Annotated in this window: 11 protein-coding genes; 7 read left to right on the top strand and 4 right to left on the bottom strand. The window is 61.6% G+C overall.

Annotated features, from left to right (window positions below; all coding sequences use genetic code 11):
* Nucleotides 1-17: 17 nt before the first annotated feature.
* A complete protein-coding gene (gene rdgC, locus ACYF6X_RS15635) occupies nt 18-929 on the bottom strand; it encodes a recombination-associated protein RdgC (protein WP_004940461.1) in 912 nt (303 codons plus the stop codon).
* A gap of 215 nt (nt 930-1144) precedes the next feature.
* On the opposite strand from rdgC, the gene mak reads away from it, so the two are divergent.
* The 3 genes from mak (at nt 1145) to ACYF6X_RS15620 (ending at nt 2778) form a co-directional block, all read left to right on the top strand.
* Nucleotides 1145-2059, top strand: coding sequence for a fructokinase (mak, locus tag ACYF6X_RS15630; protein WP_130018539.1), 915 nt, complete (start codon nt 1145-1147; stop codon nt 2057-2059).
* A 102-nt stretch (nt 2060-2161) separates the two neighbouring features.
* Entirely contained in the window at nt 2162-2395 is a 234-nt protein-coding gene (locus tag ACYF6X_RS15625) for a type II toxin-antitoxin system Phd/YefM family antitoxin (protein WP_130018538.1), read from the top strand.
* Nucleotides 2392-2778, top strand: a complete 387-nt coding sequence (locus ACYF6X_RS15620; RefSeq protein WP_130018537.1) for a type II toxin-antitoxin system VapC family toxin — start codon at nt 2392-2394, stop codon at nt 2776-2778. The genes ACYF6X_RS15625 and ACYF6X_RS15620 overlap by 4 nt, the downstream gene beginning before the upstream one ends.
* Here the strand turns inward: ACYF6X_RS15620 and licT are convergent.
* The 3 genes from licT to sbcD form a co-directional block, all read right to left on the bottom strand.
* The gene (gene licT, locus ACYF6X_RS15615) at nt 2775-3623 is read right to left on the bottom strand and encodes a BglG family transcription antiterminator LicT (protein WP_049270780.1); all 849 of its coding nucleotides are present in this window, start codon (nt 3621-3623) and stop codon (nt 2775-2777) included. The two genes, ACYF6X_RS15620 and licT, sit on opposite strands and share 4 nt — an antisense overlap.
* A gap of 231 nt (nt 3624-3854) precedes the next feature.
* Nucleotides 3855-7106, bottom strand: a complete 3252-nt coding sequence (sbcC, locus tag ACYF6X_RS15610; RefSeq protein ID WP_130018536.1) for an exonuclease subunit SbcC — start codon at nt 7104-7106, stop codon at nt 3855-3857.
* Nucleotides 7103-8335, bottom strand: a complete 1233-nt coding sequence (gene sbcD / locus ACYF6X_RS15605) for an exonuclease subunit SbcD (protein WP_130018535.1) — start codon at nt 8333-8335, stop codon at nt 7103-7105. Before sbcD ends, sbcC begins: the two co-directional genes overlap by 4 nt.
* A 215-nt stretch (nt 8336-8550) precedes the next feature.
* Between sbcD and phoB the strand changes: the two genes are divergently transcribed.
* The 4 genes from phoB (at nt 8551) to brnQ (ending at nt 13361) form a co-directional block, all read left to right on the top strand.
* The gene (phoB, locus tag ACYF6X_RS15600) at nt 8551-9240 is read left to right on the top strand and encodes a phosphate response regulator transcription factor PhoB (protein ID WP_004940438.1); all 690 of its coding nucleotides are present in this window, start codon (nt 8551-8553) and stop codon (nt 9238-9240) included.
* A gap of 24 nt (nt 9241-9264) precedes the next feature.
* Nucleotides 9265-10581 carry a phosphate regulon sensor histidine kinase PhoR gene (gene phoR, locus ACYF6X_RS15595; RefSeq protein ID WP_038873234.1) on the top strand — a complete coding sequence of 439 codons (1317 nt, stop codon included), beginning with the start codon at nt 9265-9267 and terminating at the stop codon, nt 10579-10581.
* Between the two features lie 14 nt (nt 10582-10595).
* On the top strand, nt 10596-11558 hold the full coding sequence (locus ACYF6X_RS15590) for a PstS family phosphate ABC transporter substrate-binding protein (RefSeq protein WP_107227177.1): 963 nt from the start codon (nt 10596-10598) through the stop codon (nt 11556-11558).
* Nucleotides 11559-12044: 486 nt separating this feature from the next.
* Nucleotides 12045-13361, top strand: a complete 1317-nt coding sequence (brnQ, locus tag ACYF6X_RS15585) for a branched-chain amino acid transport system II carrier protein (protein WP_038873241.1) — start codon at nt 12045-12047, stop codon at nt 13359-13361.
* The last annotated feature ends 53 nt before the right edge of the window (nt 13362-13414 follow it).

Here is a 13414-nt window from a genome sequence, read left to right as displayed (position 1 = left end):
TCGTTTCTGCGGCGGGATTAACGCTGGGCTTCGCCACCGAGCGCTTCGATGGTGTTTTTGATCAACGCCGCCAGCTCGCTGGTCATCAGGATAAAGTCGGCGTCAAAGCGCTGGGCGAAGTCATCGCGATCGATATCGTCGTTCTGCTCGCGCAGCGTGTCGGCGAACTTCAGGCGCTTGAGCGAGCCGTCGTCCGACAGCATCAGCTGAATGCGTTCCTGCCAATCCACCGCCAGCTTGGTCACCAGCTTGCCGGCTTCGATATGCACCGCGATTTCGTCGCTGATCAGATTCTGTTTCTTGCAGCGGATCACGCCGCCTTCTTCCAGAATCGCTTTCAATTCCGCTTCATCCTGAATGGCGAAGCCGGCCGGCATCTCGCCGGAACGCACCCATTCGGTCAGCGTCAGTTCGATCGGGCTTTCCATTGTCAGCGGCACCACCGGCAGCGAGCCGAGGCTTTTGCGCAGCAGCGCCAGCGTATCTTCGGCGCGTTTTGCACTGGCGGCATCGACCATGATCAGATCGTTGACGGTGTCGATCCACATGAAGGTCTGATTGAAGCGGCTGAACGCGCGCGGCAGCAGGCTGTGCAGCACTTCGTCCTTTAGCGCGTCTTTCTCTGTTTTCTTCAGTTTGCGGTGTTGTTCCGCCTCCAGGCGCTCAATCTTGGCCTGCAGCTCTTGTTTGATGACCGGCGACGGCAGGATTTTCTCTTCCTTACGCGCGCAGATGACGATTTGGCCGTTGACCGCGTGCGTCAGCGCATCGCTGTGCGAGCCCATCGGGGAGACCCAGCCGGTCTTCGCCATGTCTTGGCTGCCGCACGGCGTGAAGGCGAACGCGCTGAGTTGTTTTTCCATTTCATCCGCGTTTAACGCCACTTCGCGGCTCAAACGGTAAACCATCAAATTCTTAAACCACAGCATAATGTTATCCCTGGCTGGGCGTGCGTTCGGCACGCTGATTCGTCAAAAGCAGGGCGGCATGATAACGAATTGACGCTGAAAAATCGCCCCATTCTCTCCGAATTGCGTTGCCGTACGCAGCGGTAAAGCCCTGGCCGGGGAGAGGGAAACAGGTGATTCATCCGCGCGCTTACATTAGGCTGTGGCAACGCTGCGCTGCATCGAGGAGAAAAAACGTGCGCATTGGCATCGACTTGGGTGGGACGAAAATTGAAGTGATTGCGTTGGCGGACGACGGGCGAGAGCTGTTTCGCCATCGTATCGCCACGCCGCGCCATGACTACGGGCAAACCCTGGCGGCGATCGCCGGGCTGGTGAAACTGGCGGAAGATCATACCGGCGAGCGGGGATCGGTCGGGATCGGCATTCCCGGCACGCTGTCGCCGTTTACCGGGCGGGTGAAAAACGCCAACTCGGTATGGCTCAACGGCCAACCGCTGGACAAGGATCTGTCGGCGCTGCTGGCGCGCGAGGTGCGTATCGCCAACGACGCCAACTGCCTGGCGGTGTCGGAAGCTACCGACGGCGCAGGCGCCGGCGCGCAAACCGTGTTTGCGGTCATTATCGGCACCGGCTGCGGCGCCGGCGTGGCGCTGAACGGCCAGGCGCATTCCGGCGGCAACGGCATCGCCGGCGAATGGGGCCACAATCCGCTGCCGTGGCAGGATGACGATGAGCTGCGTTACGCCCGCGAAGTGCCGTGCTACTGCGGCAAACCGGGCTGCATCGAAACTTTTATTTCCGGTACCGGTTTCGCCACCGACTATGCGCGCCTGAGCGGCAACGCGCTGCAAGGGCACGAGATCATGGCGCTGAGCGAGCGGGGCGACGCGCTGGCGGAGCAGGCGATCGTGCGCTACGAAATGCGGCTGGCAAAAGCGCTGGCGCACGTGATCAACATTCTGGATCCGGACGTGGTGGTGCTCGGCGGCGGCATGAGCAATGTGGAACGCCTGTATCGCACGGTGCCTGAAAGGGTGAAAGATTGGGTGTTCGGCGGCGAGTGTGAAACGCCGATCCGCAAGGCGATCCACGGCGACTCCAGCGGCGTACGTGGCGCGGCCTGGCTATGGCCGCAACAGCAGCGCTAAGCGTTGCAACAAAGCGCGAGCAGGCTCGCGCTTTAAACCCTTCCCTGTACAAAAACTGGACGGCGCTTTATGCTTTAGCTAACTTAGCTAAGGAGAACGCGTATGGCAATTCAGGCCAATATGCACGAAGCCAAATCCAATCTGAGCCAGTTGGCGGACAGAGCCGCGGAGGGAGAAACCGTGATTATTGCAAAAGCAGGGAAGCCGTATGTACAGCTGGTTGCCATCCAGGGCGAAGCGCGCCGCCCTGGCGCCGCCAAGGGCAAGTTCACCGTGCCGTCGGATTTCAACGCGGGGGATGCGGCCATTGCGGCGCTGTTTGAGGGCGATGAATGAAGCGCTTGCTGCTGGATACCCACACATTGCTGTGGTGGCTGATTGATGGTGCCTGCCTGGGCGCGAACGCCAAAAGGCAGATCGCCGATCCGGGCAATGCGGTGTACGTTAGCGCGGTCAGCATTTGGGAGATCTCGATCAAGCAGGCGCTGGGTAAACTGGCGCTGCCGGAAGATATCTTTGCGATCATCGAGGCCGAAGATTTTCTGTCGCTGCCGATGGACGCCTTTCACTGCCAACAGGCCGGGCAGTTGCCGCCCTATCATCAGGATCCTTTCGATCGCATGCTGATCGCACAGGCGCAGGCCGAGGGGCTGACGCTGATCTCCGCCGACGCGGTGTTTCCGCAGTACGGCGTGCGAGTGGCGGACGCCCGCCGTTAAGCCGGTTTTTCCTCGCTTTCGCTGCGCACCCGTTCGATATGAATGGTCAGGAACATCATCTCTTCCGTGGTGAGCTGATGCTGATAGTGCTTTTCGATGTGGCGGTTGATCTTGCCGGCGCAGGCGAATGACTCACGGTATTTCTCTTTCACTACCTGATACAGCGAGTCGTCGTCGCTGTCGACGTAGTTTTTCCCCAGCAGGCGCTGGGCGAAGAATTTCAAATGGGTGACGAAACGGTGGTAGCTCAGGGCTTCCTCGTTGTAATCAAAGCGGAAATGGTATTTGACCAGGTTGAGGATCTCTTGCATCACGCGGGTGATATGCAGCGTATTGTGCATCTCGTCGTTAAGCTGGGCGTTGACCAGGTGCAGGGCGATAAATCCGGCTTCGTCTTCCGGCAACGCGGTATCCAGCCGCTGAGCGATCAGGGCCAGTGCCTCCAGGCCGACGGCGAACTCGGCTGGATAGAGCTTTTTAATCTCCCACAGCAACGCATTTTTGATATCCAGCCCTTCCGCGTGGCGCTGCAGAGCGAAATGGATGTGGTCGGTCAGCGTGATGTAGACGATGTTATGCAACTTGCCCGGCAGCCGTTCGCGGGCGAGGGTAATAATCCTGTCGGCGGTGGTGACGCAGGCCAGCGGGATCTCGGAGAGCAGCTCTTTATAGCGCTCGGCGATTTCGCCGCCGTTATGGGTGAACACCTTTTCGATCAGGCTTTCGTCCAGCGTGTCGCCGGGCTTCTTTTTAAAGCCGATTCCTTTTCCCATGACCACCGTCTCTTCCTGACGGTCGTCCAGCGTAATCACCACGTTATTATTGAGTATTTTAGCGATTTTCATGGTCTTTCCCGGTGTTTCAGCATCCTGAAAACGAAAAAACCTGACGCCCGGAAGCGATCCCGGGCGTCAGGTTTTGCCTGTATTTTATGTTTCTGTCCTGCGGCCTGAGCGGCGGAGGGGATACAGTAACAATCCTGTTATGCCTGCATAATAACCCGTGCTCGCCGCGGCTCAACGCTTTTCACCGCGGAGTGCCGCCGCGGTCACACTTCTGCGCCGCGCGCCGCGGGATCATTCCAGCCTGAAGTGCGCCTCCAGCCGGCTGACGCCGAGCCCGTTGACCTTTTTCACTTTGATCTGCACCGGAATACGCTCTTTCATCGCCTCGACGTGGCTGATCACGCCAATGGTTTTACCGGAGGCATTCAGGCTGTCCAGCGCGTCCAGTGCGGTATCGAGGGTTTCTGCGTCCAGCGTGCCGAAGCCTTCGTCGAGGAACAGCGAATCGATGCTGGTTTTGTGGCTGACCAGATCGGACAACGCCAGCGCCAGCGCCAGGCTGACCAGGAAGCTCTCGCCGCCGGACAGGGTGCGGGTATCGCGCAGCGCGTCGGCCTGCCAGGTGTCCACCACCTGCAGCTCCAGCGCGTCGCTGGTTTTGCGCTGCAGCAGGTAGCGCCCGTGCAGCCGGCCGAGCTGAAGGTTGGCCAGATAAACCAGATGATCGAGCGTCAGCCCCTGAGCGAAGCGGCGGAACTTGTCGCCTTCTTTCGAGCCGATCAGCTGGTTGAGGTAGCTCCAGTCGTCGTAGTCTTGCTGGCTGCGGGCGATTTGCTCGAACAGCGCCTGTTGATTGAGACGGCGGGCGGCGTCGCTTTCCAACTGGTTGCGCAGTTCGCCCTGGCTCAGCTGCAGCGCCTTCAACTGCTGTGCCAGATCGGCCAGCGATTGGGTGAGCGCGTCGAGATCCGCGTTGGCCTCATCCACCCCTTCCGGGCGGTTCTGCCGATGCTGCTCCAGCGTTTGCGTCGCCTGAGCCAGCAGGGCCGCAGCCTCTACCTGCCGCTGTTGCAGCTGCTCTTTGCGCTGCTGCAATTCGCGGCGCAGGGCATCGTCCAGCAGCGCGGCGGCGAAGGCGGTTTCATCGGTAAATTCGCTGTCGGCCAGCGCCTGCTGCCATTGCTGCTGCGCCTGCTGTAGCCGTTCCTGCATTTGGGCGTGCTGCTGTTGTAACCCTGCCTGCTGGCCGGCCAGGCGCTCGCGCAGTTCCTGCGCCTTTTGCCATTGCTCGGCGGCCTGCAAGCTGGCCTGTTCACAGGCGGTTTGTTTGGCGCGCAGCTGTTCGCGCACCTCGGCGATCCGCTGTTCGCCGAACAGCGCCAGCCGCTGCGCGCGCCGTTCTGCAAGAGTTTTCTCGCCTTCTTGCCAGCGTTGTTGCAGGTCTTGCTGCTGTTGCAGGCTGTCGGCATGGGTCTTTTGCAGCAGCGTAAAGCGCTCTTCGAGCAGCGCCAGCTGTTGCTGCGCCTGCTGCTGCTGCGTTTGCAGGGCGGCGAGCGCGTCTTTTGCCTGCTGCACCGCCTGCGCCGCCTGTTCGTGCTGCTGCAGCGCGTGCTGCCCGTGTCGCTCTTCGTCGTCGCAGCCGCTCAGCCAGGCGCTGAGTTGCTCGCCCTCCGCCAGGGTAAAGTCGAATGCCAGCGGCGCGCTGAGCTGCTGCCACTGCTGCTGTTGGGCAGCCAGCTGCTGCTCATCCTGCGCGATAGCCTGCTGCTGGCGTTGCTGCTGCTCTTGCAGGCCTTCACAGCGGGTGCGCAGCTCGGTGCCCTGGGTTTGCAGTTTCTCGGCGAGGGTGCGCATCTCAACCAAGCGTTGTTCCGTCGCCGAAGGCTGCACCGCCTGATATTGCTCCACCGCCGGGTGGCTGGTGGAGCCGCACAGCGGGCAGGGGGCGCCGCTCTGCAACAGGGCGCGCTCCGCTTCCAGGCTGACGATGCGTTTTTCCAGCTCGTGGATCCGCTCCACTTCCTGCAGCTGTGCCTTGTGCTGTTTGAATTGCTGACGCGCGTTCTCCAGCTGGTGTTGCAGCCCGGCGAGCTGCGTTTGCCGTTCGGCGTGCTCCGCCTGTTGCCGGGCCAGACGCTCGCGGGTCTGACGGTTAAGGGAAGCGAGCGTAAATAACTGCTGGCGCGTCGGGCGCAGATCCGCCAGAGCGCTCAGGCGCTGGCGCAGCGGGGCCAGCGGCGTTTGCGCCTCCAACGCCTGCCGTTGTTGCTGTTGAGCGGCCAGCGCTTCGGTCAGTGCGTTCAACTGCTGTTGATGCTGTGCGGCCTGCGCCGTCAGCTGGCTGCGCTGGGCGGTGAGCTGCTCCAGTGCGGTCTGCTGCTGGGCGCACTGCTGCGCGGCGGCATCGCCGGCCTGTCGCCGCTCGGCCTGCGTCGACTGCAGTTGGGCGATCTGATGGTCGAGCGGAGCGACCTGGTCATCGATCAGCTGTTGCTGCTGACGCATATGCTCGGCATGGGCTTGCTGCGCCAGACGGGCCTTTTCCACCGCCTGCTGCAGCGGCGCCAGCTGCGCCGAGTGCTGCTCCTGTTGCTGCGTCAGCTGGGCAGCCTGCTGTTGTATCGTCTGCAGCTCGGCGCGGCAGCGATCGCGTTCGCTGCGCAGCGGCCGCAATTTCTCGGCCGGTTCGCTGAGCGCCAGCCGCTGCAGCTGCGGGGCGGCCTCGGCCTGCTCGCGCTGGGCGGTTTCCAGCCGCCGTTGCCCCTCGTTTTGCTGTTGCTGGAGGCGCTGCCATTGCTGCAGCCAGCTCAGCGCCTGTTGCTGTTGCTGGGTTTGCTTGCCGAGAGCGCTTTCCTGCGCGCTCAGCGCCGCTAGCCGTTCAGTCAGGGAGTAGCGCTGTTCATCGTTCAGCAGCTCGATGCCGCTGGCGCGCTGGTGCAACGCATCCAGGTCAGTTTTGGCCTGCTTGTGGGATTCGAACACCTGTTCGGACAGCCGCCCGTAGATTTCGGTGCCGGTCAGTTCTTCCAACAGCTCGGCGCGATCGTTGGCGTCGGCGTTGAGGAACGCGGCGAACTGCCCCTGAGAAAGCATCATCGATTTGGTGAAGCGGCCGAAGTCCAGCCCGGTGATGGCGGCGGTGATCTCCAGCTTATCGCGCACCTTATCCGCCAGGATCTTACCGTCCTCGCGGCGCGCCAGTTCGACCTTCGGCGCCTGCAGATTGCCGTCCGGCGCGTTTTTGGCGCGGCGCTGGCTCCAGAAGGCGCGATAGCCGATGCCCTTAACCTCAAATTCGACCTCCGCCAGCGATTCGGCGGTGTGGCGGGTCATCAGTTCATTCTGGCTCGGCGTGACGTTGAGACGCGGCGTCTGGTGGTACAGCGCCAGGCAGATGGCGTCCAGCAGGGTGGTTTTGCCCGCGCCGGTCGGGCCGGTAATGGCGAACAGGCCGTTGCTGGCGAACGGCTCGGCGGTGAAGTCAATTTTCCACTCGCCCTGCAGCGAGTTGAGGTTTTTTAACCGCAGGCTGAGGATCTTCATGGGTGGGGCTCCTCAAGATTGTGCTGCACCGCATCGACTACCTGGCGGAACAGTTGATGCATCCGCCGTTGGCGCGCTTCGGGCATGTCGGCCTCTTGCGCCAGGCGCCGTTCGAACACCTCGTTGACGCTCAGCTCGTTCAGCGTTTCCTTGTCCTGCTGCGCGATCGCCTGGCGGCGTTGCTCTTTGCTGCGCCGCAGCAGCACCACTTCCACCGGCAGCTCATCCGCCATCAGCTGGATGCGGCGCTGGATATCGCTGAGGTAGTCCTGCGTCGCCACTTCGATATCCAGCCAAACCGGCAGCTCGCCGGCATAGTCGGCAAATTGCTGCAGCTGCCGTTCGATCTCGGCCAGATCGCCTTTGATCAGTTGCATGGGCTGGAACTGCGGGATCGTTAACGCCTCTACCTGCTGCAGGGCGCCGTCGGCGAAATCGACCAGGAAGACGCTTTTGGCTTTGCCCAGTTCATCGAAGCTGAGCGGAATCGGTGAGCCGCTATAGCGAATATGTTCCGACTTGGCGACGTTCTGCGCGCGGTGAATGTGGCCCAGCGCGATGTAATCGGCAGGGGGGAAGGCCTGCGCCGGGAAGGCGTCCAGGGTGCCGATATAGATGTCGCGCACCGAGTCGGAGGTGGTGACGCCGACGGTGGTCAGGTGGCCGGTGGCGACGATCGGCAGCGGCAGGCCCAGCCGATCGCGGCGTTCGCAGGCCGCCTGATACAGCGCTTGGTAATGTTCGGCGATGGCTTCCTGCAGCGCCTGCTGTTTCTGCGCGCCGGATTCGCCGGCGCGGCTGGTGAGCAGATCGCGCGGCCGCAGAAAAGGAATGGCGCACAGCACCGCGCCCGGCTGGCCGTCGCGCCGATTCAGCACCACGATCTGCTGCTCAAGGGAGCCCTGCGCACTCGCGATCACCGTGGTGTTCAGGCAAGAGAGCAGTTCCCGCGATTCGTTCAGCGTCGCTACCGAGTCGTGGTTGCCGCCCAACACCACCAGTTGGCAGCCGGTGCGCTGCAGTTCCACCACGAAGCGGTTGTACAGCTCGCGGGCGTAGCTGGGCGGCGAGCCGGTATCGAACAGATCCCCGGCGACGATCAGCGCATCCACCTGCTGCTGCTCGATCTGTTCGATCAGCCAGTTCAGAAAAGCCTGATGTTCGGCGGCACGGCTTTTGGTGAAAAAGTACTGGCCAAGATGCCAGTCAGAGGTGTGGATCAGGCGCATGACACTCCCGGATGCAAAGGTAATGGCGATGATTATAAAGGCCGCGGCGGCGGCTGTCCCGGCGCAATGGCGATGACCACGGAATGATTTTTCTTTGCGCCGGGAAATAATCGCTATGCTTACTGCCTATAACAGCCGCTTTTTTTCATAAAAGTGTCACAAAACTGACGCATAATGGCGCCCGCAAAGTCGCTAACACATTGGCAGGATTGACGATGGCAAGACGCATACTGGTGGTGGAAGACGAAGCGCCGATCCGTGAGATGGTGTGCTTTGTGTTGGAACAGAATGGTTACCAACCGTTGGAAGCCGAGGATTATGACAGCGCCGTGACGCGCCTGTCTGAGCCGTTCCCTGATTTGGTGTTGCTCGACTGGATGTTGCCCGGCGGTTCCGGCATTCAGTTTATCAAACATATGAAGCGCGAAGCGCTGACCCGCGATATTCCGGTCATGATGCTGACCGCGCGCGGCGAAGAGGAAGACCGCGTGCGCGGCCTGGAAGTGGGGGCGGATGATTACATCACTAAGCCGTTCTCGCCCAAGGAGCTGGTGGCGCGCATCAAGGCGGTCATGCGCCGCATTTCACCGATGGCGGTGGAAGAAGTGATTGAAATGCAAGGGCTGAGTCTGGATCCGTCCTCCCACCGCGTGATGGCTAACGATCAGGCGCTGGACATGGGGCCGACCGAGTTCAAGCTGCTGCACTTCTTTATGACCCACCCGGAGCGGGTTTATAGCCGTGAGCAGTTGCTTAATCACGTCTGGGGCACTAACGTTTATGTGGAAGACCGTACCGTTGACGTGCATATCCGTCGGCTCCGCAAGGCGTTAGAAACCAGTGGGCATGATAAAATGGTTCAAACCGTTCGGGGCACCGGCTACCGGTTCTCAACGCGCTACTGATCGCGCTGCGCTGGAGAATATGCCGTGTTAGAACGTCTGTCGTGGAAGAGGCTGGCTCTGGAGCTGGCTCTTTTTTGCCTGCCCGCCTTACTGCTGGGGCTGATTTTCGGTTATCTGCCCTGGTTCCTGCTGGCCTCCGCGCTGGCTGCGCTGGTGTGGAATTTCTACAACCAGCTCAAACTCTCCCATTGGCTGTGGATTGACCGCAGCATGACGCCGCCACCCGGCCGCTGGAGCTGGGAGCCGCTGTTCTATGGCCTGTATCAGATGCAGCAGCGCAATCGCCGCCGCCGGCGCGAGCTGGCGCTGCTGATCAAGCGCTTTCGCAGCGGGGCCGAATCGCTGCCTGATGCGGTGGTGATGACCACCGTCGAAGGCAACATCTTCTGGTGTAATGGGCTGGCGCAGCATCTGCTCGGCTTTCGCTGGCCGGAAGACAACGGCCAGCACATCCTCAACCTGCTGCGTTATCCGGAATTCAGCCACTACCTGCAACAGCAGGAGTTCTCGCGCCCGCTGACGCTGCAGCTGAACAACGAACACTACGTCGAATTCCGCGTGATGCCTTATTCCGAAGGGCAGCTGCTGATGGTGGCGCGCGACGTCACCCAGATGCGCCAGCTGGAAGGCGCGCGGCGCAACTTCTTCGCCAACGTCAGCCATGAACTGCGCACGCCGCTGACGGTGCTGCAGGGCTACCTGGAGATGATGGGCGACGAAGAGCAGGACGGCTCGCTGCGCAGCAAGGCGCTCGGCACCATGCAAGAACAGACCCGTCGGATGGACGGGCTGGTCAAGCAGCTGCTGACGCTGTCGCGCATCGAGGCGGCGCCCAATGTCGACATGAACGAGCGGGTGGATATCCCGCTGATGCTGCGAGTGTTGCAGCGCGAGGCGCAATCGTTGAGCGGTGGCAATCACGAGATCAGCTTCCGGGTGAACGAACAGCTCAACGTGTTCGGCAATGAAGATCAGTTGCGCAGCGCGGTGTCTAACCTGGTGTACAACGCGGTCAATCACACGCCGAAGGGCACCCACATCGAAGTGAGTTGGCAGCAGACGGCGCATGGTGCGCAGTTCCAGGTCAGCGACAACGGGCCGGGCATCGCCGCCGAACACCTGCCGCGCCTGACCGAGCGTTTTTACCGCGTCGATAAGGCCCGTTCGCGCCAAACCGGCGGCAGCGGGTTGGGGCTGGCGATCGTCAAACACGCGCTCAGCCATCACGACGCGCGGCTGGAGATCCTCAGCGAGCCGGGGATCGGCACCCGCTTTATCTTTACCTTACCCAACCGGTTGATTGTTCCCGCCGCTTTATCAGAGAATGCGGTGAAAAATTAACGCGAGACACCGGTATGACCCGAATAACCCGAGGGCTGTTGCTTTGCCTGGCGCTGCTGGCCGGACGCGGCGCGCTGGCGCAGCCCGACGGCATGCTGGCGGGCAACCTGTCCAGCGTCGGTTCCGACACCCTGGCGAATCTGATGGCGCTGTGGGCGCAGGATTTCAGCCGGCATTACCCCAACGTTAACCTGCAGATCCAGGCCGCCGGCTCGTCGACCGCGCCGACCGCCTTGGCGGCGGGCGCCGCGCAGTTGGGCCCGATGAGCCGGCCGATGAAGGCGGCCGAGGTCTCGGCGTTCGAACACCGTTACGGCTATGCGCCGCTGGCGGTGCCGGTCGCGGTGGATGCGCTGGTGGTGTTGGTGCATCAGGACAATCCGCTGCGCGGCCTCAATCTGCAGCAGCTCGATCGCATTTTCTCCGCCACCCGGCGCTGCGGAGAAAGCAAACCGCTGACGCGTTGGGGCGAGCTGGGGCTCAGCGGCGACTGGGCGACGCGCTCGCTGCAGCGCTTCGGCCGCAATTCGGCTTCCGGCACCTACGGGTATTTCAAACTGCGCGCGCTGTGCGGCGGCGATTTTATGCCGCGCGTCAATGAGCTGCCCGGTTCGGCCTCGGTGGTGCAGGCGGTGGCCGGTTCGCTCAACGGCATCGGCTATGCCAGCATCGGCTTTCGCGCCAGCGGCGTGCGGCTACTGCCGTTGGCAGAGTCGGGTGAGGACTATGTCGCGCCTACCGCCGCCAACGTGCGCAACGATCGCTACCCGCTGTCGCGCTATCTCTATATCTATATCAACAAAGCCCCCAATCAACCGCTCGAGCCGCTGACCGCCGCGTTCCTCGACCGCGTGCTGTCGGCCGCAGGGCAGAACCTGGTCAATCACGACGGCTATCTGCCGCTGCCGCCGGCCGCCCTGCAGAAGACCCGCCAGGCGCTCGGCTTGCAGCCGCTCGCGTCGGCCACGGTGCAATAAGCGACAAAATGTGGCGTAATTTTCGCCTTTTTTAACGGCTGAACGGAGCTTATGCCACGCGAAAATCGGGCATTTATTGGCGTTTTCGCGCGGTAAAGTGGTATATGCTTCACGTTTCGTGAATCTGTTGTTCAAAAATGATACAAATCATGTAGTGTATATTTATTGATAGCCAATATGATCGACTGGTGGCTAAAGTTTATATGGTCGATAGCTCTGCTTTTCGCCGTGCGTCTTGCCTTGAAGCGCTATAAACGTTTACCTTAGCCCTCGTTGTCGGATTAAACCTCCATTTTTATAACTCCTAAAATTTTGCCCATCTTCATGAGTGGCCACTTTCGAATAGGGACATAAACGCCGGATCGACTGCGTTTAGGGTGCTTATTTGGTGCTGCAACGATCGGGCATGCCGGCAACCGGGTGGGGCGTCACGCCACCACGCTATCGGACCATATTTTTTCATTTGAACAGGCAACACGACATCGTATGAGTCATCGTTTAACGTCAAAAGATATCCTGGCACTGGGCTTCATGACCTTTGCCTTATTCGTTGGGGCCGGGAACATCATCTTCCCGCCGATGGTCGGCTTGCAGTCCGGTGAACACGTCTGGACCGCGGCGCTGGGCTTTCTGATCACCGCGGTCGGTCTGCCGGTCATTACCGTCATCGCGCTGGCGCGCGTCGGCGGCGGCATCGACGCCCTCAGCTCACCGATCGGCCGTGGCGCCGGCCTGCTGCTGGCGACTGTCTGCTACCTGGCCGTCGGCCCGCTGTTCGCCACGCCGCGCACCGCCACCGTGTCCTTTGAAGTGGGTATCGCCCCGCTGACCGGCGACGGTGCCATGCCGCTGTTCATTTACAGCCTGGTGTACTTCGCGCTGGTGATCGGCATCTCCCTGTATCCGGGCCGCCTGCTCGACACCGTCGGCCACGTGCTGGCACCGCTGAAGATTGTGGCGCTGGCCGTATTGGGCATCGCCGCGCTGCTGTGGCCTGCCGGCGCGCCGATCCCGGCGACGGCGGCTTACCAGAGCGTGCCTTTCTCCTCCGGCTTCGTTAACGGCTATCTGACCATGGATACGCTGGGTGCGCTGGTATTCGGCATCGTTATCGTCAATGCGGCGCGCTCGCGCGGCGTGAAAGACGCCGGTCTGTTGACCCGTTACACCATCTTGGCCGGTTTGATCGCCGGCGTGGGCCTGACGCTGGTTTACCTGAGCCTGTTCAAGCTGGGCTCCGGCAGCGGCGCGCTGGTGCCTGACGCCACCAACGGCGCGGTGATCCTGCACGCTTACGTTCAGAACACCTTCGGCGGCCTGGGCAGCTTCTTCCTGGCGGCGCTGATCTTCATCGCCTGTATGGTGACCGCGGTCGGCCTGACCTGCGCCTGCGCCGAGTTCTTCGCGCAATACCTGCCGTTCTCGTACAAGACGCTGGTATTTATCCTGGGCCTGTTCTCGATGGTGGTGTCCAACCTCGGCCTGAGCCACCTGATCCAGATCTCCATTCCGGTGCTGACCGCGATTTACCCGCCGTGCATCGTGCTGGTGGTGCTGAGCTTCACCCTGCGTTGGTGGCACAGCGCGCCGCGTATCATCGCGCCGGTGATGCTTGTCAGCCTGTTGTTTGGTATCCTTGACGCGGTGAAAGCCTCCAGTTTCCAGCAACTGCTGCCGGCCTGGACCACTCACCTGCCGCTGGCGGAGCAGGGGTTGGCATGGTTGCCGCCTTCGCTGCTGATGCTGGTGCTGGTCGCGATTTATGATCGGGTGTGCACGCGTTCCCAAGTGACCGCGCACTGATAATCCCCCGGCTTAATCCAGGGCCACGGACATGTCCGTGGCTTTTTTACGTT

This window comes from Serratia sp. ID 25-353, from assembly GCF_054792795.1.
The sequence above is the reverse complement of the archived record's forward strand: the minus strand, read 5'-3'. Positions and strand labels throughout refer to the sequence as shown.

What these genes read in the sequence shown, in the direction of transcription:
- sbcC (WP_130018536.1), bottom strand. Translation starts at nt 7,106, where the DNA reads ATGAAGATCCTCAGCCTGCGGTTAAAAAACCTCAACTCGCTGCAGGGC.
- ACYF6X_RS15625 (WP_130018538.1), top strand. Translation starts at nt 2,162, where the DNA reads ATGGCAATTCAGGCCAATATGCACGAAGCCAAATCCAATCTGAGCCAG.
- sbcD (WP_130018535.1), bottom strand. Translation starts at nt 8,335, where the DNA reads ATGCGCCTGATCCACACCTCTGACTGGCATCTTGGCCAGTACTTTTTC.
- licT (WP_049270780.1), bottom strand. Translation starts at nt 3,623, where the DNA reads ATGAAAATCGCTAAAATACTCAATAATAACGTGGTGATTACGCTGGAC.
- phoB (WP_004940438.1), top strand. Translation starts at nt 8,551, where the DNA reads ATGGCAAGACGCATACTGGTGGTGGAAGACGAAGCGCCGATCCGTGAG.
- ACYF6X_RS15590 (WP_107227177.1), top strand. Translation starts at nt 10,596, where the DNA reads ATGACCCGAATAACCCGAGGGCTGTTGCTTTGCCTGGCGCTGCTGGCC.
- ACYF6X_RS15620 (WP_130018537.1), top strand. Translation starts at nt 2,392, where the DNA reads ATGAAGCGCTTGCTGCTGGATACCCACACATTGCTGTGGTGGCTGATT.
- brnQ (WP_038873241.1), top strand. Translation starts at nt 12,045, where the DNA reads ATGAGTCATCGTTTAACGTCAAAAGATATCCTGGCACTGGGCTTCATG.
- rdgC (WP_004940461.1), bottom strand. Translation starts at nt 929, where the DNA reads ATGCTGTGGTTTAAGAATTTGATGGTTTACCGTTTGAGCCGCGAAGTG.